At 57.4% G+C, this 23,815-nt stretch carries 19 protein-coding genes; 5 read left to right on the plus strand and 14 right to left on the minus strand.

Translation table 11 applies throughout. From position 1 onward, the window contains the following. Positions 1-286: 286 nt before the first annotated feature. Genes astE through PU624_RS14570 form a run of 5 tightly spaced genes read right to left on the minus strand, consistent with a single transcriptional unit; the run spans position 287 to position 6,372 of the window. Positions 287-1,282, minus strand: a complete 996-nt coding sequence (astE, locus tag PU624_RS14550) for a succinylglutamate desuccinylase (RefSeq protein ID WP_283547998.1) — start codon at positions 1,280-1,282, stop codon at positions 287-289. A gap of 50 nt (positions 1,283-1,332) precedes the next feature. After that, positions 1,333-2,661, minus strand: a complete 1,329-nt coding sequence (gene astB, locus PU624_RS14555) for an N-succinylarginine dihydrolase (protein ID WP_283545552.1) — start codon at positions 2,659-2,661, stop codon at positions 1,333-1,335. After that, positions 2,658-4,127: a succinylglutamate-semialdehyde dehydrogenase gene (gene astD / locus PU624_RS14560; protein ID WP_283545553.1), complete on the minus strand. Its 1,470-nt coding sequence runs from the start codon at positions 4,125-4,127 to the stop codon at positions 2,658-2,660. Before astD ends, astB begins: the two co-directional genes overlap by 4 nt. Then, positions 4,124-5,155 (minus strand): arginine N-succinyltransferase, encoded by a 1,032-nt coding sequence (astA, locus tag PU624_RS14565; protein WP_283545554.1) that lies wholly within the window; start codon positions 5,153-5,155, stop codon positions 4,124-4,126. The genes astD and astA overlap by 4 nt, the downstream gene beginning before the upstream one ends. Beyond that, a complete protein-coding gene (locus PU624_RS14570) occupies positions 5,152-6,372 on the minus strand; it encodes an aspartate aminotransferase family protein (RefSeq protein ID WP_283545555.1) in 1,221 nt (406 codons plus the stop codon). The genes astA and PU624_RS14570 overlap by 4 nt, the downstream gene beginning before the upstream one ends. 929 nt (positions 6,373-7,301) lie before the next feature. Here PU624_RS14570 and PU624_RS14575 point away from each other — a divergent pair. Beyond that, on the plus strand, positions 7,302-8,375 hold the full coding sequence (locus PU624_RS14575; RefSeq protein WP_283545556.1) for a porin: 1,074 nt from the start codon (positions 7,302-7,304) through the stop codon (positions 8,373-8,375). A gap of 53 nt (positions 8,376-8,428) precedes the next feature. Here PU624_RS14575 and PU624_RS14580 read toward each other — a convergent pair whose 3' ends face one another. Then, a complete protein-coding gene (locus PU624_RS14580) occupies positions 8,429-9,985 on the minus strand; it encodes a putative bifunctional diguanylate cyclase/phosphodiesterase (protein WP_283545557.1) in 1,557 nt (518 codons plus the stop codon). 546 nt (positions 9,986-10,531) lie between these two features. Here PU624_RS14580 and PU624_RS14585 point away from each other — a divergent pair. From PU624_RS14585 to PU624_RS14595, 3 genes are all read left to right on the plus strand, one after another. After that, a complete protein-coding gene (locus PU624_RS14585; RefSeq protein ID WP_283545558.1) occupies positions 10,532-12,076 on the plus strand; it encodes a methyl-accepting chemotaxis protein in 1,545 nt (514 codons plus the stop codon). A 372-nt stretch (positions 12,077-12,448) separates the two neighbouring features. Next, the gene (locus PU624_RS14590; RefSeq protein WP_502921572.1) at positions 12,449-12,943 is read left to right on the plus strand and encodes a MarR family winged helix-turn-helix transcriptional regulator; all 495 of its coding nucleotides are present in this window, start codon (positions 12,449-12,451) and stop codon (positions 12,941-12,943) included. Positions 12,944-13,028: 85 nt separating this feature from the next. Further along, positions 13,029-13,229 carry a hypothetical protein gene (locus tag PU624_RS14595; protein WP_283545560.1) on the plus strand — a complete coding sequence of 67 codons (201 nt, stop codon included), beginning with the start codon at positions 13,029-13,031 and terminating at the stop codon, positions 13,227-13,229. Between the two features lie 144 nt (positions 13,230-13,373). On the opposite strand, the gene PU624_RS14600 is transcribed toward PU624_RS14595, so the two are convergent. The 8 genes from PU624_RS14600 to PU624_RS14635 form a co-directional block, all read right to left on the minus strand. Beyond that, positions 13,374-14,696 (minus strand): methyl-accepting chemotaxis protein, encoded by a 1,323-nt coding sequence (locus PU624_RS14600; protein ID WP_283545561.1) that lies wholly within the window; start codon positions 14,694-14,696, stop codon positions 13,374-13,376. A 201-nt stretch (positions 14,697-14,897) separates the two neighbouring features. Next, positions 14,898-16,331, minus strand: coding sequence for a YchO/YchP family invasin (locus PU624_RS14605; RefSeq protein ID WP_283545562.1), 1,434 nt, complete (start codon positions 16,329-16,331; stop codon positions 14,898-14,900). Positions 16,332-16,505: 174 nt separating this feature from the next. Then, a complete protein-coding gene (locus tag PU624_RS14610; RefSeq protein WP_283545563.1) occupies positions 16,506-17,303 on the minus strand; it encodes a glucose 1-dehydrogenase in 798 nt (265 codons plus the stop codon). A gap of 11 nt (positions 17,304-17,314) precedes the next feature. Next, a complete protein-coding gene (locus PU624_RS14615; protein ID WP_136198982.1) occupies positions 17,315-18,382 on the minus strand; it encodes an ABC transporter permease in 1,068 nt (355 codons plus the stop codon). Between the two features lie 38 nt (positions 18,383-18,420). Then, positions 18,421-19,953, minus strand: a complete 1,533-nt coding sequence (locus PU624_RS14620; RefSeq protein WP_283545564.1) for a sugar ABC transporter ATP-binding protein — start codon at positions 19,951-19,953, stop codon at positions 18,421-18,423. Positions 19,954-19,963: 10 nt separating this feature from the next. After that, on the minus strand, positions 19,964-20,575 hold the full coding sequence (locus PU624_RS14625) for a DUF2291 family protein (protein WP_283545565.1): 612 nt from the start codon (positions 20,573-20,575) through the stop codon (positions 19,964-19,966). A gap of 45 nt (positions 20,576-20,620) precedes the next feature. Continuing rightward, on the minus strand, positions 20,621-21,556 hold the full coding sequence (locus PU624_RS14630) for a D-ribose ABC transporter substrate-binding protein (protein WP_179895931.1): 936 nt from the start codon (positions 21,554-21,556) through the stop codon (positions 20,621-20,623). 55 nt (positions 21,557-21,611) lie between these two features. Beyond that, a complete protein-coding gene (locus PU624_RS14635) occupies positions 21,612-22,409 on the minus strand; it encodes a GolD/DthD family dehydrogenase (protein WP_283545566.1) in 798 nt (265 codons plus the stop codon). A 352-nt stretch (positions 22,410-22,761) separates the two neighbouring features. Between PU624_RS14635 and PU624_RS14640 the strand changes: the two genes are divergently transcribed. After that, the gene (locus PU624_RS14640) at positions 22,762-23,574 is read left to right on the plus strand and encodes a DeoR/GlpR family DNA-binding transcription regulator (RefSeq protein WP_008926167.1); all 813 of its coding nucleotides are present in this window, start codon (positions 22,762-22,764) and stop codon (positions 23,572-23,574) included. Positions 23,575-23,815 lie beyond the last annotated feature (241 nt).

The raw sequence follows: 23,815 nt of genomic DNA on the forward strand, positions 1-23,815 counted from the left end.
GATAATGACGACAGCACTCTGTCGCGTCTTCAGAAACAAGCATACGACGCTGAACGTCAACTACTCAGAGGCTGAGTAAAGCCGTGAAAGCATAAAAGACAAAAATCGGGCAATCATGAAGAGAATAAGAAGAAAGGCGTGAGGAATTGAAAAAGTTTATGAATTTAAAGCCAATTTCGCAGAAATCATGGAGGAGTGTAATGGTTACGACAGGAAAGCGGAAGGCGATCTCCCGCATTTCCTGACGATTTTTAGTGCTGATGACCCGGAAGGATAAAGAGAGGACTCACACCGGCAGCGCCTGGGTCTGTTCGCCCTCTTCAATCAGCATCAGCCCGGCACGCAGCCCGGCGGCCACGTTGGGATTGGGGAAAAGGACAAATTCCCGCGCCTGTTGCACGTAATAGCGGGTGTTGCCATCTTCCGCCAGCAACGTCCCCTGCGGAAACGCGGTAAAGTTCAGCGTCTCCGGCGACATATGCAGCGTAAAGTGCTCACTGAGTCGGGTGATCTGCTGCGCAACACGATAGTGGCGCGGTTTCATCGTCGCTGCAGGCATCGCTTCGCCGTAGAGCAGAGAAGCCAGCGCCTGCTGCGCCGCGCTGAACTGGCTGAGATCGTTCTCGCCAAACGGCAGCGCTTTGCCCAGCTCCAGGGTGCAGCTGGCCGCACCGAAGTGCTCGCAGCTGAAGTGGGTAAAGGTGCCGCCCGGTGAACGATGAAACACCAGCGCTTCCAGACCCGCAGCGGCCAGCCAGTCGAGAAACGCGGGTGGCCACGGGCGCTCATTGTGCGGCATCACGCCGAACTGAGGATGATAAGAGCCGCGAATGGCGGTATGCATGTCGAGATGCCAGCGCGTCTCATCACACTCGCCCAGCTGCCAGAAGGTCTCCAGCGCCTGCTCCAGCCGCAGCACCCGGCGGGCCTCATCGCCATCATCAATATGCTGCCAGCGTCCGCCAAACAGCCGGTTAATGTCATAACGTACATAGCGCTTGCCGGCGCGCAGGGCGGAAGGATTACCCAGAATCACCAGCATGCGCTGCTGAAGCGGCTTTTCGCCGCGCAGCAGCGGATTGACCAGCTGATTCACGATTTCGACCGGAGCCGTTTCATTGCCGTGGATCCCGGCAGAGAGTACCAGCGCCTGTTTAACCGGCACCGTCGGCTCCATCAACAGTATGCCGTGATACAACCACTGCCAGCGAAGATGCGCCGTTTCACCACTACGCTTACGCGGCACCTCGCCGGAAAGCGTTTGCTGTAAAAAGTCCTGCATCATTCCTCCTTTGCGCCCTGAGCAGACGGCAGACTATACCGCCCCCTGCTTCACTGCTGAAATGCGTATACCTTTCCTAAGTCTAGCAGCTTCGACAGTTCATCCAGCGCGTCGCGTCCCTCACGCAGCAACTGCGGGTCGACCAGATCGGCCTGGGTCAGGCGATCGCGGTAATGACGGTCAACCCAGCTGTTCAGTGTGCTGAAGAGCTTATCGTTCATCAGCACCGCCGGATTCACTGCCTGCTGCTCCTCTGGCGTCAGCACTACCCGCAAACGCAGGCAGGCCGGGCCACCTCCGTTATACATGCTTTCGCGCAGATCAAACACCTTCAGGGCTTTCAGTGGCGTATTACCTTCGACCTGTTCGCACAGATAGCGCCAGACACCCGGATGCTGACGTGACTCTTCCGGCAGCACCAGCATCATCGTGCCGTCGGGACGGCTCAGCAGCTGGCTGTTAAACAGATAAGTCTCTACCGCATCTTTCACCGGGACCCGGTCTGCCGGCACTTCCAGTGCCACAAAACCCGGTACGCGCGCCCGAAGCTGCGCCAGCAGTTCAGGCTGATCGACAAAGGCATGCTGATGACAGAACAGCATCTGCTGGTTGCTGACCGCAATCACATCGTTATGAAACACGCCCTGATCGATCACCGCAGGATTCTGCTGGGCGAACAGCACGCTTTCGGGTGAGAGCTGATGCAGACGGGCGACCGCCTCGCTGGCCTCACGGGTCTGCCGCGCCGGATAGCGCTGCGGTGCCTTGCCCTCATGGCTGCTGTCGCGGCCATAGACAAACAGCTGCACGCCGCGCTCGCCATACGCACCGCCGAGCCGGTTATGGTTCGCCGCCCCTTCATCACCAAACATCGCCACCTGCGGCAGCGCATCGTGCACGGCAAAATGGCGATCGTCGCGGAAGATGGAGCGCAGCAGCCAGGCGGTTTCCGGTGCTTCCATCGCCCGGTGGAATTTGTTGTTCAGGTTCGCCACCGTCAGGTGAACCCGGCCATCCAGACTGTCTGCGGACGGCGAGACCGTGGCGGCATTGGCGACCCACATCGCCGACGCGGAACTGGCGGCGGAGAGTAATCCCGGCGCAGTTTTTCCGGCTGAAGCCAGCACCTGCTCATCGCTGCCGCTGAAGCCGAGCTGACGCAGCGCCGCAATATTAGGACGCTCGTGCGGCGGGATCACTCCCTGCACGTAGCCCATATCGGCCAGCGCTTTCATCTTCAGCAACCCCTGCTTAGCCGCCAGACGGGGATTCGACGGCTGCAGCTGGTTTCGGGTCGAGGCTACGTTACCAAACGACAGCCCGGCATAGTGGTGCGTTAATCCCACCAGCCCATCAAAGTTGGCTTCGGTTGCCTTCATGAGCTTTTCTCCGGGGCGGAGAAATCGAGTCCCGGCGACAGCGTAGCGGGCAGCGTCAGATCCGGCGTCTCCAGCGAAGCCATCGGCCAGGCGCAGTAATCCGCCGCATACCAGGCGCTGGCGCGATGGTTACCCGAGGCGCCAATGCCGCCAAATGGCGCGGTACTGGCTGCGCCCGTCAGCGGTTTGTTCCAGTTGACGATACCGGCACGTGCTTCAAGCAACAGCTGATCAAACTGCTGGCGCGAAGGCGAGATCAATCCGCACGACAGGCCGTAACGGGTCTGATTCGCCAGCGCAATGGCTTCGTCAAAGGTGTCATAGCGGATCACGCCCAGCAGCGGGCCAAAGACCTCTTCATCCGGAATGCCCTGCACACCGGTTAAATCGATAATGCCTGGCGTCAGAATGGCGCTGTGGCGATCCGGCCAGCGCATGGCCAGCAGCACCTCGCCGCCCGCATCAACCCGCCGTTGCCACTCACTCATAATCTTCTCTGCCGCGCCGGTCGAGATCACGCTGCCCATAAACGGCTGCGGTTCAGCATTCCAGGCGGCCGGTTGCAGTCGCGCCGCCACCTCAGCCAGCCGCTGCAGAAAGGCATCCCCCGCCTCGCCGCGTCTGACCAGCAGCCGCCGGGCGCAGGTGCAGCGCTGACCGGCGGTAATAAAGGCTGACTGCAGCGTGATGTTAACGGCCGCATCGAGGTCAGCCGGATCTTCCACAATCAGGGCGTTATTCCCGCCCATCTCCAGCGCCAGCATCTTCTCAGGCTGACCGGCAAACTGGCGATGCAGCTGATAGCCGGTATGGGCGCTGCCGGTAAACAGCAGGCCGTCGATCTGGCTACAGGTTGCCAGCGCCTGACCGGTCTCGCGTCCGCCCTGTAACAGCGCCAGCACGCCAGCAGGCAGACCCGCAGCCAGCCAGATCTCAACCGTTTTTTCAGCGGTCAGCGGCGTCAGTTCACTGGGTTTAAAGACCACGCAGTTGCCCGCCAGCAGCGCCGGAACGATATGGCCGTTTGGCAGATGGCCGGGGAAGTTATAGGGGCCAAACACCGCCAGCACGCCGTGCGGACGATGGCGCAGCGAGCTTTCGCCCTCATGCTGCTCCCCAGTGCGGCTATGGTACGCCTTCACCGAAAAGCCGATTTTATTGATCATCGCGCCGACTTCAGTCAGCGCTTCCCAGCGTGGTTTGCCGGTTTCACGGGCGATGGTTTCTGCCAGCTCCGTTTTGTGGGCTTCCAGCCCGGCCGCAAATTTCTCAATAATCGCCTGCCGTTCCGCCAGCGGGCGTCTGGCCCAGCCCGGAAAAGCGGCACGCGCGGCTTCACAGGCCGCCGTAACCTGCGCGGCTGAGGCCGCCTGGCCCTGCCATAATGTCTCGCCGCTGACCGGATCCGTTTTGGTCAGGACCTCTGCGTCACCACCCAGCCATTCTCCCTTAATCAGGTGCGTCATGCTGTTTTCTCCTCTTTGCAGAGCGTCACCACGCGCAGACTGTCGCCCGGCTGGCAGTGGAGCGCCCGCATCTGTTCATCCGTAAGTTGCACGCTGTCGCTGTCGGCACTGGCCGGGATCAGCACCACACGGAACTGGCGGTAATTGTTATTGGCAACCAGGCAGAGCGGCGCATCAGCCGGGTTTTCACCCCGTTCTGCGCTGCGCAGACGGCTTTTGCGCACGGCGCGGATGTGGTCGATATCGCACTCCAGCGTCGGACCGCCATCAAAGATGTCAACATAGTTGAGGTAGCGGAACCCCTCTGCTTCCAGCACGGCACGCGCAGGTGCCGTTTGTGGATGCACCTGTCCGATGACGGCCTGCGCCTCTGGCGTCAGGTAGTCAATATAGAGCGGATGCTTCGGCATCAGCTCAGCAATAAAGGATTTCTGGCCGGTGCCGCTGAGGAAATCGGCTTTGCTGAATTCCATAGAGAAGAAACGGCTGCCAACGCTCTCCCAGAACGGCGAATGCCCCTGCTCATCGCTGACGCCACGCATCTCAGCCACCACCCGGTCGGTGAAACGCTCACGGAAATTCGCCATAAACAGGAAGCGGGATTTCGACAGCAGATAGCCGTTTTTGCCGTCACGGTAATCGGGATCGAGAAACAGCGTGCAGAGCTCACTGCTGCCGGTGTGATCGTTACTCAGCGACAGGGTGGGCAGCGCGGCATAGACATTCAGCTCTTTCGAGGCGTGCACCTGTGTGCCGACGCGAAAGTTGTACCAGGGATCCTGCAGGCCGACCGCCACCTCAATGGCGCAGATGCCCACGGCGCGGTTATCTTCACTGTCCGCCAGAACAAAGACATAGCCCTGCTCAGCGCGCGGCAGCGTATCCTCCCAGGTCTGCAGCGATCGATCGATACGCGCCTGTAACGTGGCGCTATCGACGGGCAGCGAGGTCAGCCCGCCACCGGTTTTGCCCGCCAGTGCCATCAGCTGGCTTAAGTCATCGCGTTCAACCGGACGGATTACCATCATGATGCGGACCCTCGTACCAGGCGTTCACACACCTCGGCAAAGCGTGCCATACCGAGCTTCACTTCCTGCTCACTGATATTCAGTGCCGGGGCAAAACGCACGACGTTAGCACCGGCAATCAGCACCATCACGCCCATCTCAGCGGCGGCCAGGTTGATCTCTTTGGCTTTACCGGCAAAGTCGTCGCTCAGTACTGCGCCAATCAGCAGGCCCAGACCGCGCACTTCTTTAAACAGATGCAGGCGCTGGTTGATCTCATCCAGTGCCGCAACAATCCAGTCGTGACGCTGCGTGACACCCGCCATCAGTTCAGGCTGGTTGATCAGCTCCATCACTTTACCGGCCACCGCACCCGCCAGCGGATTGCCGCCATAGGTGGTGCCGTGGGTGCCGACGCCCATCACCATCGCCAGGTCTTCACGGGTCAGCATGGCACCAATCGGGAAGCCGCCGCCCAGCGCTTTGGCGCTGGTGAGCACATCTGGAGTGACGCCATAATGCATATAGGCATAGAGCGAGCCAGTGCGGCCAACGCCGCTCTGCACTTCATCAAAAATCAGCACGGCCTGATGCTTATCACAGAGTTCGCGCAGTCCGCGCAGGAACGCCGGATCGGCAGGCAGCACGCCGCCCTCACCCTGAATCGGTTCAACAATCACCGCACAGGTATGGTCATTAATCAGTTCCGCCGCCGCAGCCAGGTCGTTGAAGGGCGCATGCTGGATCTCTGGCGGCAGCGGTGCAAAATCTTTTGAGTAGGCGGGCTGACCACCGGCTGACACGGTAAACAGAGTGCGGCCGTGAAACGCATTCTTAAACGCCACGATGCCACTTTTATGCGGGCCGACACGGTCATGCGCCACTTTACGCGCCAGTTTCAGGGCGGCTTCGTTCGCTTCCGCCCCGGAGTTACAGAAGAACACCCGGTCAGCGAAAGTGGCGTCGATCAACTGCTTCGCCAGACGCAGGATCGGTTCGTTGGTGTAGCCATTACCGGTGTGCCATAAACGTGCGGCCTGTTCCTGCAACGCCTGTTGTAACGCCGGATGCGCATGACCCAACGCATTGACGGCAATGCCACCGGCAAAGTCGATATAGTCTTTACCGTTTTGATCCCAGACGGTGGAGCCTTCTGCGCGCACCGGTACAAAGGTCGCAGGTGCATAAACCGGCATCATCCATTGATCGAAATCGTGACGTGAAACGTGCAGTGCCATAACCCACTCTCCTGCTTTACTTTACCGGCTGGGTAAAGCTTATGTTTTAAAATTGTTAAAAGATGTTGTAATGCAGCCCTACTGTAGAGTGCAGTTAACGTGCCAGCCAGAGAATTAATGCATAAAATGGTCTTCACAACGGAATATCAATGAGTTACGCACTGATAATATTCACTTAATTTGCATATATAGTGAATAATTGTCTGATTGCAGCGGCAGGGCCGGGTTTTAAACAGCGGAATTATGCATTCGCGGGATGAAATATCGCTTTTGTGATCGCTGATAAATTATCTCTCCAGAAAAGCCCCTCTGACGCCCTGTTTTAGCGCAGTTTGCCTCACGCTGGTGCAGCACGTCATCGTTGAATCCTGCGAAAAAGAAGGCGCTGACCGGAAGGATTTAACAAAATATTTTCATTTATCGCAGCAGGCGTGCGAATCCATGTGCATTGATATGGCGAATTTATCGGCAAACCGATCATTATTTAACCAGCGCCAGTGCGGATTATTTCCAGGGTGATTATCCGGACTAAAAATATTATTTTATAACCATGAACAGATATTAATACGCAGGCTAATGTTTAGAACAAAAGCCTTATATTTATATTGCTTTGAACTGATGAGCCATAAATAAATGCGGGATGTAAGTGATTTAAAAACGTACAGATTATTCCTCTCAATTCTGTTTATAAATACCTCAACTAATTGATATTATTGCATTTAACAACCAGGCATTTAGAATTTCATATCAGAAGAAAATCTTATTACTTTGCGATTTAATTTCCTTTCCCCCACGCTTAGCCGCCTGCTGAATAACCACATCACAATTTGTTACTTATATTCCACTTTGTAAATTTATCTTTTTGTGTCATTTTCTTTTCACCCCAAAAACAGGGGAATAATAATTAATCGACACAGGGTAATAATTAAATGATGAAGCGCACTTTACTGGCGGCTGTTATGCCGTTACTGATCGGTCTTTCCTCCGCGCAGGCCGCAGAAGTTTATAACAAGGATGGCAATAAGCTGGATCTGGTTGGCAAGATTAACGTGTCACACCTCTTTTCTGACGACAACAATAACAACGGTGACACCTCCTCTTATGCCCGCTTTGGTTTTAAAGGCGAGACAAAGATTACTGACCAGCTTACCGGCTACGGTTTCTGGCAGTATCAGTACAGTCTTCACAACTCGGAAGGCAGTGATGCACAGACCAGCAACCGTACCCGTCTGGGCTATGCTGGCCTGAAATTTGGTCAGGCGGGTTCGCTGGATTACGGCCGCAACTATGGCCTGGTCTATGACGCGCTGAGTTACACCGATATGCTGCCGTTCTTTGGCGGTGACTCCGGGTATACCGACGCCTTCCTTTCTGGCCGTTCAACCGGCGTGCTGACCTGGCGTAACAGCAATTTCTTCGGTCTGGTTGATGGATTAAACCTGGCTGCGCAGTATCAGGGCAAGAACGATCGCAGCAGTAATATTGACGGCGTGCGTCGCTCTAACGGCGATGGTTTCGCCCTCTCCGCCTCTTATGACTTCGACTTCGGCCTGAGCTTCGCGGGTGCGTTTGCCAGCCTGGATCGCACGACGGCGCAGAACGCGGCCGCACGCGGTGAAGGCGAGAAAGCCCAGCACTGGGCGACGTCGGTCAAATATGATGCAAACCAGGTTTATCTGGCCGCGATGTACGGTGAAACCCTGAACGCCACCCCGATTGCAGGCGGCTTCGCTAACAAAGCACAGAACTTTGAAGCCGTGGCACAGTATCAGTTCCTGAACGGCTTCCGTCCATCCGTGGGTTACGTCTCATCGAAGGGCAAGGAGATTGAGAACATTGGCGATGCCGATATTATTAAATACACCGCCGTGGGTGCGACCTACTACTTCAACAAGAACATGTCGGTGTACGGTGAATACCGTATTAACCTGCTGAAAGATAACAATCCGCTCGGCCTGGCGACCGACGACATCACCGCGCTGGGTCTGATTTACCAGTTCTGATGAGAGCCCGGGCCAGGCACTTCTCGCCTGGCCCTGACTGCGTCACACGACGTCTAGCCCAGCGCCCTGACTAAGCTGACCGCGACGGCCTCCTCCTGCATCAACTCTTCGACATTGGCGGATGCCAGCAGTGTGGTTGCCTGCCCGGCGGGTACAGGACGACTGAAAAGATAGCCCTGACCGTAATCACAGCCGCGTTTTCTCAGCCACCTCAGCGTGGCGACATCCTCAATGCCCTCCGCCGTAATCACCACATTCAGCCCCTGACAGAGCGCCAGCAGCGTTTCCACCACTTTACGCTGCTCCGTTCCGGTCACGATCCCGGCGATAAATGACTGATCAATTTTGATTTTGGTGATCCCGAGTCCCAGCAGCACCGACAGGTTGGAGTAGCCGGTGCCGAAATCATCCAGCACCACCCCGATGCCCGACTCTTTCAGCCGACGAATCGCCTCGCGGGCATCATCAGAGATAGCCATAACTTTATCTTCAGTGATTTCAAGCTCCAGCATGACCGGCCCGGCATGCTGCATAATACGAGACAGACAACTGGTCAGCGACGGTCTCAGCAGCTGCTCCGGGGTAATGTTCAGCGACAGGCAAAGCCCGGCAGGCCATGCCCGGGTTGCACTGACCGCATCCTGCAGCAGCGCCACGGTCATGCTGTCCATCAGTCCCAGCCGCTCCACTATCGGCAGAAACTCTGCAGGTGAAACGGTCTGGCCCGATGCGGTGATCCAGCGCGCCAGGATCTCAAAGCCAGTAATGTTTCCGGTCCGCAGTGAAACCAGCGGCTGCAGGAAGGGAACGATGGCGTGACCGCTGACGGCGGCAACCACCTCCTGCTCCAGCCTTTCCCGCTGGCGGAAGCGCTGCTCCATATCTGGCGAGAAGCGCGCCAGATGAGAGCCCTTTTCCTGCTTCGCCTCGAACAGCGCCAGATCCGCCGCCCGCATAACATCAGCCTGACCCGTGCAGGCTGAGGTGGCAATGCCTGCCGACAGGCTCAGGAAGGTGTGCGGCCCCGTCCGGATGGATGTCGCCTGCTCGCAAAAACGCTCTGCGGCGGCCAGCGCCTGGTCAGCCGCTGAATCATCGGCCACGATGGCAAATTCATCCCCACCCACGCGAAACACCTGGCTCCCGCTGCTTGCCGAGGTGGTCAGCAGACTGGCCAGCGCGATCAGCGTGGCATCGCCCTGACGATGGCCGTTCAGGTCATTGATATTTTTGAACTCATTAATGTCGAACAGCGTCAGGGTATAGGGCACCTCACCCGCATCCAGTGCGGCAATATGCTCATTAAAGGAGCGACGATTCAGGACCCCGGTCAGCGCATCAGTTCCGGCCAGTCTGAGCGCATCTTTTTCCGCAATCAGGGTTTTGCGGATCAGATTCACGATCAACAGCGACGGAATAATCATCGCCAGAACAGCAAACGAGGAGGAGGTCAGGATAAACCGCAGTCGCTCACTGGTTTCAAAACTGGGATCATAGTCCAGGCCCAGCAGGGTGCAGATCCGTCCCTCCAGCCCCCATTCCCACATCGTGGAAAGTAAAATGATGGTCGCAATATTCAGCATTGCGAGCCAGAAAAGTTTCAGGCGCATGCGTTAGTTCCCGGTGATGGCAAGTGTCAGAGTGTTGTTTTAATTGTCAGTAAAACCGGGGTGTACTGCTCATACTCTGTCTGCAAAATGCAGACACTAATCACCCCGTGCTATTTCTACTCATCGTATTCGCACGTTTTTAGCCTTGCGGCAGCAAAGCAGACGATCGGCGGAGCCCCGCTCATGTCGGTTCCGCCATCATTTCCGCTGAGTGTTCTATCGGCAGCGCGGGCAAAATTAACAGGCCCGTCCCGTGAATTTAGTACTTTCCGGCCGTTCTGGCTGGCTTAGTGCCGGCGATTATCAGACACAGCATCGCGTCCAGCGGTGACCGCCCACCCGGCGATAACCGCTGAGTAATCAGTTTATTGAAGCGAATTGCTGTCCCGCATCCGACCGCGTTTTACTGACGCGAATCGATGGAAATGCGTGCGGGTTTTTTATTGCGCGAAATTAAATAGCAGGCGATTAAGTTAAATGTAACCCTCCAGAATCCCCCTTTGCTGCCGATACCGTGATATCCAATAAATTATCCCGGAAAGAGAGATGAAAATTTCAACACGCCTTGGTGCAGGTTTTGGCTTGCTGATTCTGCTGTTTGTTATCTGTGTCGGTACTGCGATTCAGGCGCTGAATAGCGCCCGCACCAGTATGGATGAGGTGGTCAATGTCCGTCTGAAAAAGTACCAGACGGTGCTCGATATGCGAGGCGGCGTGCGGGATATGGCCATTGCGGTGCGTAACCTTGCCCTGATGACCGATCCGGTCGCGATGCAGCCAGAATGGGAACGTCTGCAAAAACAGCGGGCGCTTTACATCAGTAACCGCGAAACGCTGTCGCGCATGATGCAGGCGGATGGCGGACAGGATGGGAAGGAGGCGATGAACCGTATCGTGTCTACCGAAGACGCCGCCCTCTCTACCCTGATGACCGCCGGAAAAATGGGGCTGGAAAATCGTCAGCAGGAAGTGACCGGCTATCTGTTAACCGTGGCGCGCCCGGCTCAGCAGAGTCTGCTGAAGGCGATCAACGAGCTGACCGAGCTTGAGATGCGTAACAGCCGGGATGCCGTGACAGATAACGCCAGTGCCATCATCCGCACCACCTGGATACTGGTTATGCTGGCAGCGCTCTCCGTGCTGGCTGCGGTCGCTACCTGCGTCCTGATTGCGCGGATTCTGATGCGTCAGCTGGGTGGCGAACCGGGCCAGGCTCAGACGCTGGCTGCGGCGATTGCCGCGGGCGATCTGACTTCGCCGGTTACGCTGCGCCGGGGTGACACTTCAAGCCTGCTCGCCTCGTTAAGCGGCATGCAGACCAATCTGCGCGGGCTGGTGACGCAAATCAAGGATGCCTCTGCCTCTGTGGCGCTGGCAGCCGATGAGATTTCCCAGGGCAACACTGAGCTTTCATCCCGTACCGAGCAGCAGGCTGCTGCGCTGCAGGAAACTGCCGCCAGTATGGAGCAGCTCACCGCTACGGTGAAAAGCAACGCAGCGGGCGCACAGCAGACGGCAGGTTCAGCGCGCGAGGCCGCCACTCTGGCCCACGCGGGCGAAGCGGATGTTCAGCGCCTGTCGGAAACCATGCATGACATTTCACTGAGTGCCGTTAAGGTGCGCGATATCACGTCGGTGATTGAAGGCATCGCTTTCCAGACCAATATTCTGGCGCTCAATGCCGCCGTCGAAGCGGCACGCGCGGGTGAGGAGGGTCGCGGCTTTGCCGTGGTTGCAGGCGAAGTGCGATCGCTGGCCCAGCGCAGTGCCACCGCAGCGCGCGACATCAAGCAGCTGATTGAGCAGGCCGTGACCCAGGTCGAAGAAGGGGTGACCGTCGCGGCGGGCACGGGTGAGCGTATCCTCAAGATCGTCAGCCGCGTCGGTGAACTGGCTGATGCGATGGACAACCTCTCCCTCTCCTCCGGCGAACAGATGCAGGGCATCTCCCAGGTCAGCATTGCGGTGAGTCAGATGGATGGCGTCACGCAGAATAACGCCGCACTGGTGGAGGAGTCCTCTTCTGCGTCACAGTCACTGCTTGGCCAGGCGCGCGACCTGCGCGGCATGGTTGAGACCTTCACGGTATAAGTCTTTCCGGCAGCACCTGCCTGCCGGAAAAGCGAACCCCACAGGCCGATGGCGGAACCCATGTTCTGACATCGGCCTGAGCTAAACGCTGAAAGTTAGCTGCCAGTCTCAGAGGCTTAGCCCCTTTGCGCACGTTGTGCGCAAGCGTTGCGGCCAGTTATGTTGACTTCAATATAATTTGACTCAATACTGTGACACCTTTCAAACGGAGCCGCAGCTCAGCACTGTTTCTCCGCTGCGATAGCGCTTAAAGGTCTGGTGTCTGTCACCAGAAAAGAGCGGATGCCGCAATCCACAACTTCCCAAGACATTTAGCAAGACTTCACGGCTGGCGAACCGCCGGTAGTCTGGCCGTCCTGCCCCGGACTCAGAATGAGTAAACATATGAATGATGAAACCGCGGGGATCTCTGATACGCCTCCCGCCAGTGCAGCGCCTGAAACCATCGATCAGTTTCTCTGCTTTGCGCTCTATTCCGCCTCGCTTGCCATGACTAAGCTCTATCAGTCACGGCTGAAACCGCTGGGACTGACCTATCCGCAGTATCTGGTACTGCTGGTGCTGTGGGAAAAGGATCACCTGACTGTCTCTGAGATTGGTGCCCGTGTCCGGCTCGATTCCGGCACGCTCAGCCAGCTTCTGAAGCGGCTGGAAGGCGCAGGCATTATCAGCCGCCAGCGTGACACCGGAAACGATGAGCGCCGGGTGTTCATCTCGCTGACGGAACAGGGCCACCAGCTTAAAGTTGACGCGGCTGGCGTCCCGGCGGATATGGTCTCGGTGATGGATACCGACTGTAGCGAGCTGGGCGACCTGACGACCATGGTCGCCACGCTGCGCGAAAAGCTGCTTAAGGCTGTGCCATGAAACGGGTTTTCGATAAACGAGTGGACACGCTGAGCGTTGTCCCGTCAGGTGCTGTTCAGCAGAACAGTCGCCGCTGGAGTTTCTTTTGAGCAGCAATAAACCGGCGGATATGGACGATGTCCATGCCGTGGTAGGCCAGGCTGTGTCAAGCCTGCTGAAGTCAGGCAAGTCGGCTGGCATTCAGGAAATCATCGTTTTTCTGCAGCATCAGCAGGCGCGGTCGGTCAACGGTCAGCGAGAAGTCTATGCCAGGGCCGTTCGCATTGTGATGAACATGGTTAACTGACACGGCGTGAAGCCGTGCGGTGCGCCGGGATCCTGGCTGGCCGACAGCGGTTTAACTGTGACTCATCCTGAACTCACCAAAAGCCCTGCTGGCCTCTGATTCTCTTCCTCCAGGGCACGCACTCTGCGGCCCTGGATTGACCCGCTAACCGCCCTGTGCCGCCCGGGCAACGTCTCTGACGGCGCTCTCTACCCGCTCTGAATCTTTCTGGATGCTGGCAATCACCTCTCCCGCTTCCCGCATCAGCATGACGCCCTGGCCGGTATTCGCCAGCGAGCTTTCAATGCCACGCAACACCTCTCTGGCCAGCTGATTATTCCCGGCGACCACCCGTTCGATCTCCTCGGTCGCACCACTGACGCTGGCAGCCAGGTTGCGGACTTCGGCCGCCACGACAGCGAAACTTCGTCCCGATGTGCCTGCCCGTGCGGCCTCAATGGCGGCATTGAGTGCAATCAGCCGGGTCTGCATGGCAAAACGTCTGATGGTTTCAACCATGCCATCGATGCTGTCAGACTGGCTGTTAAGGCGCGAGACATCCGCTGAAACAACGCTCATCTCTTCAGCAATCCGGTTGATCATCTGAATGCTGTTGTCGATAACATCCGCGCCCGCCTTTGCGCTTCCCCGCGTCTGGACCGCCATATTCCAGGCATTGATCGCCGCGTCATGTTCCTGCTGATTTCGCAGCACCTGCTCCGTCACGTCGGTGGCGAATTTAACGATCTTTGTGAGCTGCCCGTCGCTGTTAAATACCGGATTGTAGGTGGCCCTGAGCCAGAGCGGTTCGCCACGCCGGTTGAGGCGGGGAAACTGGCCTGAAAAAAATTCGCCCTGATTCAGTCGCGCCCAGAACTGACGATACTCGTCGCTCTGTGTGAGCGTTTCTGAACAGAAAAGCCGGTGATGCTGCCCTATGACCTCAGCCGCCTGATAACCGGTGGCCTTAAGAAAGTTGTCGTTAGCCTCCAGCACGTGCCCGTCAGGGCTGAAGGCGATCACGGCCATCGAGCGCCCAATCGCATTAATGATCGACTCCTGCTCCAGGGAGGAGTGCATCCGTTCGGAAATATCTGCGGCTATTTTAATAATTTTGAAGACTCTGCCGCGTCGGTCAGTGACCGGAATGTAACTCGCCTCCAGCCAGACCGGCCGCATGCCTTTGGCCAGCCGAAGAAACTTGTCACTGAAACTTTCGCCTGCCGCCAGACGCTGCCAGAAATGCTGATATTCCGCGGAGTTCACCAGCGCTGCCGGACAGAACATGCGGTGATGCTGACCCACAATTTCGTCCGCCCGGTACCCCATCGTGGCCAGAAACAGTGGACTGGCCTTTTTAATGATACCGGCTGGCGTGAATTCAATAACGGCCATAGCGCGTCCCAGCGAACGGAACGACGCGGCAGAATGCCCGCCCCGCTGACGAAGAGAAGCAGGAAGAAGATTTTTCAGTAAATTCAGGGGCATCAGCAAAACCAGAATGAGTGGGAATTGCTGTAGTTATCGGCTATATCGCGACGTCCATTATGCATCGCTGCGATAGTTTCGACTGATGATTGCAACATGATGTTACTACTGACACAGTTCCCTGACGTATGACCCTTTCAGGGACGGCGCGGTGGTAAACGGGGCGTCGGTGGTATCCCGTGCACCGCCCCGTTTTCCCCGTTACATCGGCGTGCCCATAGGCGCCATCAAATCATAGCGATCGTTCTGCGAGGCCGCGTCCATCGCCATCGGCGGTTCAACCTTCAGAGTGATCCAGTTTGAGGTGACACGCTGCTGTTTGCTGTCCTCAAGCGTTACCGACAGACGATATTCGTTGCTGGCCTCCGGTGCCGGATCCCACTGCGGTAAGATCACACTCCAGCCCTGCGGATCGGCGTTATTGGCCGGTGGCGTCAGGCTCAGCGCCTGCGTATCGCCCTGCCAGCTCACCGCCTTAATGTCATTGCTGGCACGCACCTGCAGCTTCAGCGGCAGACTCTCGCCACTGCTCAGCTGCCAGGGTGGTGTCGCCAGAAACACGGAGAGCGTTTTGCGCTGACGGAATGCAAGCACCGGCGTATCACTGCGGGTCACGGTATCGTAACGGCTGCCGCGCAGGGAACGTGCTTCGGCGACGTTACCGGCATCCAGCTGGCGGCTCAGCGCCACGCCAAAGCGATAGTTGAGTTTCAGCCCCAGCTGATCCTGACTTTCGCCAGCGCTGCTGGTTTTGTGGATGGCGGATAAGGTCACCAGCGGCACCGGCGTATAAGAGAGGCCAAACGACATGGCGGAGGGATTGTGATAGCGGTTGCCGCTGTTAAACAGATCGACATTCTCACCCAGATATTGCTGATAGCTCACCGAGACGCCAACCTGACGATAAAAAGGCAGATAGCTCTGGCTGGTAATGTCATAGCCGCGCGCCATGCGCTGCTGCTGTAAATCATTAAGATTTTTCCAGCCGGAAAGCGGCTGATAGTAGTTGGCGGAGAAACGCATCGAGTCGCTCCACGCTTCCGTACCCACAGAGGCGCGCTGCAGACCGCTACTGAAGGTGCGATCGATAAAGCCGTTGTAGCCCAGCAGCCAGTTACCGGCATCCCAGCGTTGTCCCAGTCCCGCATTACCGACCAGACCCTCATCGGTATCGTGCAGACCAAGCTGGCTGAAGGTGAGCAGGCTGTTCTCGTCGGCCAGCGCGCTGAAGAGATCGCCACCGGTGCCGTTGAAGTTGCCGTTCATATCGACTTTCAGATCCAGCTGCGCATTGCCATACGGGGAAAGCAGTGACTGCCCTTCGCTCTCGACCCGGTCGGCCACTTCATCGCGCAGATGATTGAAGGCCCAGACACCCGCCTGCTGACCAAAGGTCACATTGCTATCGCTGTTGTTACTGGCTTCACCAATACTTTTGGCCACGGTCGCCAGCTTTTTGCTCCACTCTTCATCCTGATCGCTGGCACCGCCCAGCGTCGGCAGCGCGTCACTGTAGCGCGCCGGATCGTCGAAGGGCGTCTCAGACACCGCTGTTTCGGTCTGGAAGGCGCGGGCGCTCTGCGTGGCAGTCAGCGACAGCGCAATTAAAGAGAGAACCCCTGTTTTCCGTATCATGTCACCCGGCACATTGATTAGTGAGTTGCTGCGATTAAAGACAAATCATCAGCACTTACCTTAACATATTGTGACGGCGATGCAGGACAGCAGCGGCGATTTGTGCATATCCCGGAAAAATCCGGGCAGAAAAAGGCCTGCGTTCAGAGCAGGCCTGATGCGGAAAAAGCGGTGTCAGGAGAAGATTAGCCCGCCATCCACATTGATGGTCTGGCCGGTGATATAGCGCGCATCGTCCGAAGCCAGAAATGCCACCAGTCCGGCGACATCCTCCGGCTGACCGGCGCGCTTCAGGGGAATGTTTTTCACCCACTCCGCCATCAGCTCACCTTTGCCGTAGGTTTTCTCCTCGCTGCTGAGGATTTCGCCCCAGACGCGATCGTTGTAATCCCACATCTCACTTTCGATGATGCCAGGGCAGAAGGCGTTGACCGTGATGTTCCACGGCGCCAGCTCCAGCGCCAGACTCTGGGTAATGCCAATCACCCCCATTTTGCTGGCGGCATAGTGTGGTGTGTAAATAAAACCCTGCCGTCCCTGCCCCGATGAGGTATTGATCAGGCTGCCGCTGCGCTGCTGAACCATATATTTTGCCGCTTCACGACAGCACAACCAGACGCCGGTAGTGTTAACCGCCAGAATTCGCTCAAAGTCGCTTTTCGGCATGGTGTCGAAACGGTCGATGGTGATAACGCCCGCATTCTGTATCGAGACGTCAATCTGACCAAAGCGTTCAAAAGCCTGCTGATAGAGCTGCTGCACTGCGGCTTCATCCGTGACATCGACCTGCAGCGCCAGAATCTCACTGCCGTACTGCTGCGAAAGCTGGTCGGCCGTCGTGAAGACCCGGTCAGCGTTCGACACCATCACCAGCCTGGCGCCGTCGCGAGCGAAACGCGCCGCGATACCGGCACCAATGCCGCGACAGGCACCGGTAATCACCACTGTTTTTCCACGTTGTTCGCGGTTCATAATCGCTCCTGTTAGCTGTGACGGACATCAGTGAGAGGCACTGCCTGCTGCTTTTTTTCATGGCGACGCAGTAGCACCACTTTGCTTTGCAGACGTTGCTGGAACTGGTCGATCACCACCGCAGTCACAATCACCAGACCTTTAATGACCATCTGCCAGAAATCGCTGACGCCCATCATCACCATGCCATCCGCCAGGAAGACGATAACGAAAGCGCCAATAATCGAGCCGGAAACCCGCCCACGACCGCCCGCCAGCGCCGTGCCGCCCAGCACGGTGGCACCAATGGCGTCCATCTCAAACATGTTGCCGGTCATCGGGTGCGCGGTCTGCAACTGAGAAGCCACCACCAGCCCGACCAGACCGGCGCACAGGCCGGAAAAGGCGTATACAAAGATCTTCACTTTGATAATCGGCACACCCGCCAGCCGTGCTGCGGACTCATTGCCGCCAATCGCATAGATATAACGGCCCAGCGGCGTTTTACGCGTCAGGTAGAGGCCGAGCAGTAAAAAGCCGAGCATCAGCCAGATCGGCAGGTAAACGCCCAGCACGGTGCCGGAGCCAAGCAGTGCAAAACCGGTGTTGCCCAGCGCGGGCACGCCCACCAGGTTGGCGTAGGTGCCGCCGTCGTTGAACAGCAACGCCGCACCGCGCGCCACATACATCATCCCCAGGGTGCAGATAAAGGGTGCCACGCCCAGTCGGGTGATCACCGTGCCGTTAATCAGTCCCACCAGCACGCCAAAGATGGCCACCACCAGAATCACTTCAGGCACGTTGAGAAACAGCGTATTGCCGCCCCACAATGGAATGCCGTTGGTCAGCAGCGCGCCCGCCACCATGCCGCAAATCCCGGCGACCGCGCCCACCGAAAGATCGATACCGCCGGTGAGGATCACCAGCGTCATACCGATTGCCAGCAGCCCGGTGATCGCCACGTGCTGCGTCATGATCAGCAGGTTGGACGGGGTCAGAAAGTTCGGCACCATCACGCTGAAAAAGCCGACCACAATCAGCAACGCAATAAAGGTGCGCGCCTTGAGCAGATACATGTAAAGCAGATATTTTTGGTTCATGACATTCTCCGGCCAGCTTAGCCCAATGGGTCAGGCTGTTAATCCTGTGGGGTTGATGCCGCGATCAGATGTTCTCGCGTCGCCGCTGCGCGAGGCAGATCGGCCGTAATCCGGCCATCGGCCATCACTAAAATGCGGTCTGCCAGCGCCATCACCTCATCCAGTTCGGAGGATGAAAACATCACTGCCAGCCCCTGCTGCGCCAGATTGCCAATCAGGTGATAGACGTCGGTTTTAGCGCCCACGTCGATGCCGCGTGTTGGCTCATCCAGCAATACCACCTGCGGCCCGGTCATCAGCGCTTTACCCAGCACCACCTTCTGCTGATTACCGCCGCTCAGCGCCGTCACGGGCAGATCGGGATCGCTGACTTTGATCGCCAGATGGCCGATCATCTCATTCACCCGCTGCTGCTCCCGTGCCGGATTCAGCAACCCCAGCGCCCGACGGAAACCGCGCAGGCTGAAGTCAGAGAGCGTCATGTTGGCCGTCACCGACATCCGTTCAATCACCCCTTCGCCTTTGCGATCTTCGGGCACCAGTGCGATGCCACTTTTCAGCCGCTGCTGGAAACTGCGCTTCGCCAGATCCTTACCGGCCAGCCGCACGCGGCCCGACTGACAGGGCATCAGGCCTATCAGCCCCTTAAACAGCTCGGTACGTCCCGCGCCCAGCAGTCCATAAATGCCGATCACCTCGCCTTTACGCAGCGAAAAACTGACCTCATTCAGCTTGTAGCCGCCGTTCTGATGCAGCGCGGTCAGCCCCTCGACTTCCAGCACCGTTTCGCCTTGTGGCGCAGGCTGGTAGTCGAACTGTTTTTTCTTGTCGCCCACCATCTGGGCAATGATCCACGGCACGCTGGCGTCGCGCACCTCGCGTTCACTGATAAACCGGCCATCGCGGAAAATGGTGATGTGATCGCCAATCTCCATCAGCTCTTCCAGCCGGTGAGAGATGTAGATGATGGTGACACCGCGCCGCTTCAGCTGGTCGATAACACTGAACAGCACTTTGACTTCCGACTGGCTCAGGGCGCTGGTCGGCTCATCCATGATCAGCACCCGGGTATCCTTCGACAGCGCGCGGGCGATCTCCACCAGCTGCTGATGACCAATGCCCAGTTCGCCCAGTGGCGCATAGGGATCGACATCCAGCTGCAGCCGCTCCAGCAGCGACTTCGCCAGCGCGTACTGATACTTCTCATTGATGACGCCGCGCTGGAAAAATTCGTTGGCGATAAAAATGTTGTCCATCACGTTCATGTTGGGAAACAGGTTCAGCTCCTGAAAAATAATGCTGATCCCCTGCTTCTCCGCCTGATGGGTGGAGTTAAGCGACACGACTTTGCCATCCAGTAGGATCTCGCCCGACGACGGCGTCTCCACCCCCGCCAGCATCTTCATCATGGTGGACTTACCGGCCCCGTTCTCCCCGATCAGGACATTCACTTTGTTGCGGTAGACCCGATAGCTGACCTGATCGAGCGCGGTCACACCGGGATAGAGACGCGACACGTTGCGCGTTTCGATAATCACGTCGCCGGACGAGTGCGGTTGAGGATTTTGCATCTGCCGCTCCTTATTGCCGGGTGATCGCAGCCGGGGTGATATCCGGCAGCTGTTGCGGAATGTCCCAGCTGCTGAACACGCCGCTGACCATCACCTTGTCGCCTACCTTCGGCGCGAACTGTTGCATCAGGCTGGAGGCGTGCTGATTGATCGCCTTACCGTAATCGCCGAACAGCACCTGGTCATTGAAGTCCTGATAACTCGTGCCTTTGTAGGCATCCCGCAGCGCGGTGCCGCGAATGATAGGCCCGACCTGAATAGTGACACTGTCACCTGATTCATCTTTTACGGTCATCTTTCCGCTGCGTGAGGTGGTATTTACCGCGGTCACTTCGCCGCGAACGGAGACGCTGAAGACACAGGGATTCTCAGCCTGACTGCGATAGCCGTAGGTCTGGCAGGCGCTGTCAAAATCTTTGGCAGACTGCAGCGACTTCATCAGTGTCGCCAGCGGTTTCGCCTCCGCCTGAACCTGCGGCACCAGCTTCTGCTGCCACAGCTGATCGATGTTGGCCATTTTCGGATTGGGGGGATTTTTCAGGTCAGCCAGCTCCTGCTGCGACACAATTTTGCAGCCGCTTAACAGCATGACCAGCAGCGTCAGCCAGACTCTTCGGGACATCTTCTTCTCCCTGGCGCCCGCTTTCGCAGGCGCGACAGCGGTTAATTACGACTTGTAGTTAAAGTCCTGAACGCCTTTGGCGTTTTCCGGGGTAATCAGAATGCCGCGGAACATCACACGCTGTTTGGCCGGCTTCACGCCTTTCTGGATGAAGTTATCGAGATCGGTCACGCCTTCGGCGGCAATCGCCTGCGCCTGCAGCATCACCGTGGCTTTCAGCGTGCCCGCTTTCACCGCATCGCGTTCGTCGTTGCTGCCATCGATACCCACCACGATTACATCGTTGCGACCGGCGGCTTTGAGTGCGGCAATCGCGCCCAGCGCGACCGGGCCGTTACCGCAGATCACCCCTTTCACATCCGGGTGCGCCTGCAGGATGCTGTCCATAATGCGCTTGCCGTCAATCAGGGTGCCTTTGGCATCCTGACGCGCCACGCTCTGCATATCAGGATACTGATCCAGCACCTGATGGAACGATTTAGAGCGGGTCACGCAATTGTTGTCCGCCAGATTGCAGGCCAGCTCGGCGTATTTGCCCTTTTCACCCATCTTCTCCACAAAGACGTTGGCAACATCTGAACCCGCCTGGAAGTTGTTATGGGTGATCTGTGCCAGCGCCACATCATCTACCGGGATCTCGCGGTTGATCAGCACCACCGGGATCCCGGCATCTTTGGCTTTTTTAATCGCCGCCACGCTGGCGGTGGAGTCGGCGTTATCCAGTACGATCCCCTGCACTTTTTTACCGATAGCCGCGTCGATCAGTTCGCTCTGCTTCTTCACATCTTCGCCGTGCGACAGCACCGTGGTTTTGTAACCCAGTTCCTGCGCTTTGAGATTGGCGCCTTTGGCTTCGGAGGCGTAGTAGGGATTATCGAGTGAGTTAACCAGAATCATAATGGTGCCTTTTTCGGCGGCAAATGCCGCCTGCGAGACCAGGCAGGCAGCCACGGCAGTACATAGCAGGGTACGGTTTTTCATGATGTTCTCTCTTATCGTTATGGCAAGGTATGAAGTCCCGGGTGTTGGGCTGGCCTTACCAGATGGTGAAGCCACCATCGATCATTAAATCTGCGCCGGTAATCATGTCGCTGCCGTTGCTGGCGAAGAACAGCACGGCGGCGGCGATCTCATCGGTATAGGCAAAGCGGCCCAGCGGAATCAGTTTTTTCATCTGTTCGCCCTTCTCGCCGCGCCAGGCTTTCTCGCCCATCGGCGTCAGCACCACGGTGGGCGACAGGGTATTCACGTTGATGCGATGCGGAGCAAACTCTTTGGCCATCACTTTGGTCATGCCCAGCAGGCCCGCTTTGGCGGAGGTGTAGGCAACATGGTTGTCGATGGCGATGGACGCCGCCTGGGAGGCGATATTAATAATCTTGCCGCCCGCACCGGCACGAATCATCAGCTTTGCGGCCGCCTGCGAGCAGAGGAAAGGCCCGGTGAGGTTCACCGCAATCTGTTTCTGCCACTCGGCAAAATCGGTCTCAATCACCGGCTGCAGCATGACGTAGCCTGCGCAGTTGACCAGGATATCGATCCGGCCATAGTGGGAAACCACCGCGTCAAACGCCTCTTCCACCGACGCGGGATCGGTGACGTCACAGCAGACAAACTGCACCCGATCGGCCGCGAATTCCGCCTGCAGGCTGGCGACCTTCTCCGCTTCAAACGGCGGATAGAGCAGTGCCAGACGCGCGCCCTTCTCCAGCAACATGCCATTAGTCGCCATGGCGATGCCGCCCAGCCCACCGGTTACCACCGCCACTTTGTCGGCCAGACTCATTGCGGTATCCACGCCGTAGCGCAGGTTTACGTCATATTCACCACTCATCCCACTCTTCCCCTCAGTATTTTGCGGATCCCGTTGCTTCACTCATTTTCGAACAAAAATATAAGCTATCGAAAAGAAATGATGTGTGGGGTAGATCAAATTTCGACCATCTGCCGCCTTAAGCGGCTTATCTGATTGAAAAGACGTGATCTGGCTTCCAGTCCCGCAATAAAGCCGCCTGGCTGCAATCGGGAAAGCCTGAGAGATTCAATAACCTGCGGATTATTTATTTTCGTTCGAAAATCATAGGCACGTCAGGCCATCTCGCATTCATAAAAATGGCGCGTTAAACTCAGCCACAGAGACCTTGTTTGGCCGACCTCTCAGGTTATTGGAAAAGGGAGCATTTCGATTGAAAAGCAAAAGTGAGCAGTTCGCTGACATGCAGCAACGCCGCGAGAAAATTCTGGAGATGATCCGTGAGGATGGCACGGTCACGGTCAAAGCGCTGACGGAGACCTTTGGCCTGACTGAAGCCACATTACGCAGCGACCTGCGCATGCTGCAAAAACAGGGGTTTGTGCAGCGCTACCACGGTGGCGCGACGCTGATGACGGGCAAGCAGAATACCGGGGCGATGCTGCTGGAGCGGCAGACCCATCTGGAAGAGAAAGAGGCGATTGGCCGGCTGGCGGCGCAGCATATCGAAAATGGCGACACGGTGATTTTCGATTCCGGCACCACGACTACCGCGATAACCGACGCCATCAGCCACATCCGCCGTCTGTCAGTGGTGACCACGGCGGTCAATATCGCCCTGAAACTGGGCGGCGAACCGGGGATCAACATTCTGCTGACCGGCGGCACCTTTAAATTTCCGACGCTCTCAACATCCGGCGAGAAGGCGGCCAGTTTTTTCGAAAACGTGCTGGCCGAGAAACTCTTCCTGGCGACCGCCTGCATCTCACCGCGTCTGGGCCTGAGCTTTCCCAGCGAAACGGACATCAAGGTAAAACTGGCGATGATCAAATCCGCCAGCACGGTCTACGTGGTGGCCGACTCCAGCAAAATCGACAAGGTTTCCATGTTCGCGCTGCCCTGTGACTGGAGCAACATCCACTACCTGATCACCGACAGCGGCATCAGCTCCGCGCAGGTCAAAGCGTTTGAAGCCCTGGGCGTGAAAGTGCTGGTGGCCCCGCTGCCGCTGAAGCGGGCGATGTAACTGAACACCCGTATCAAAGTGACGTGAATGATTCCAGAGCGGTGAGAAATAAGAATTTGAGGCGCAGGAAAGTGCGGTCATTCCAGCAAAACCCCGCACCATGACCAACCGTGCAGGTAAGGCCTGCCTGAAGAGCAAAGTGTGCGGGCCAGGGATGGCGAGCCCAGTCCGCAGGGATGCGGGATTCCTTTGCGATCAGGCAGGCTTTTCCTGCACGACACACCCTATTTCCACTCCATTG

The organism is Pantoea sp. Lij88 (assembly GCF_030062155.1).
In the GTDB taxonomy this organism is placed as follows: Bacteria; Pseudomonadota; Gammaproteobacteria; order Enterobacterales; family Enterobacteriaceae; genus Pantoea.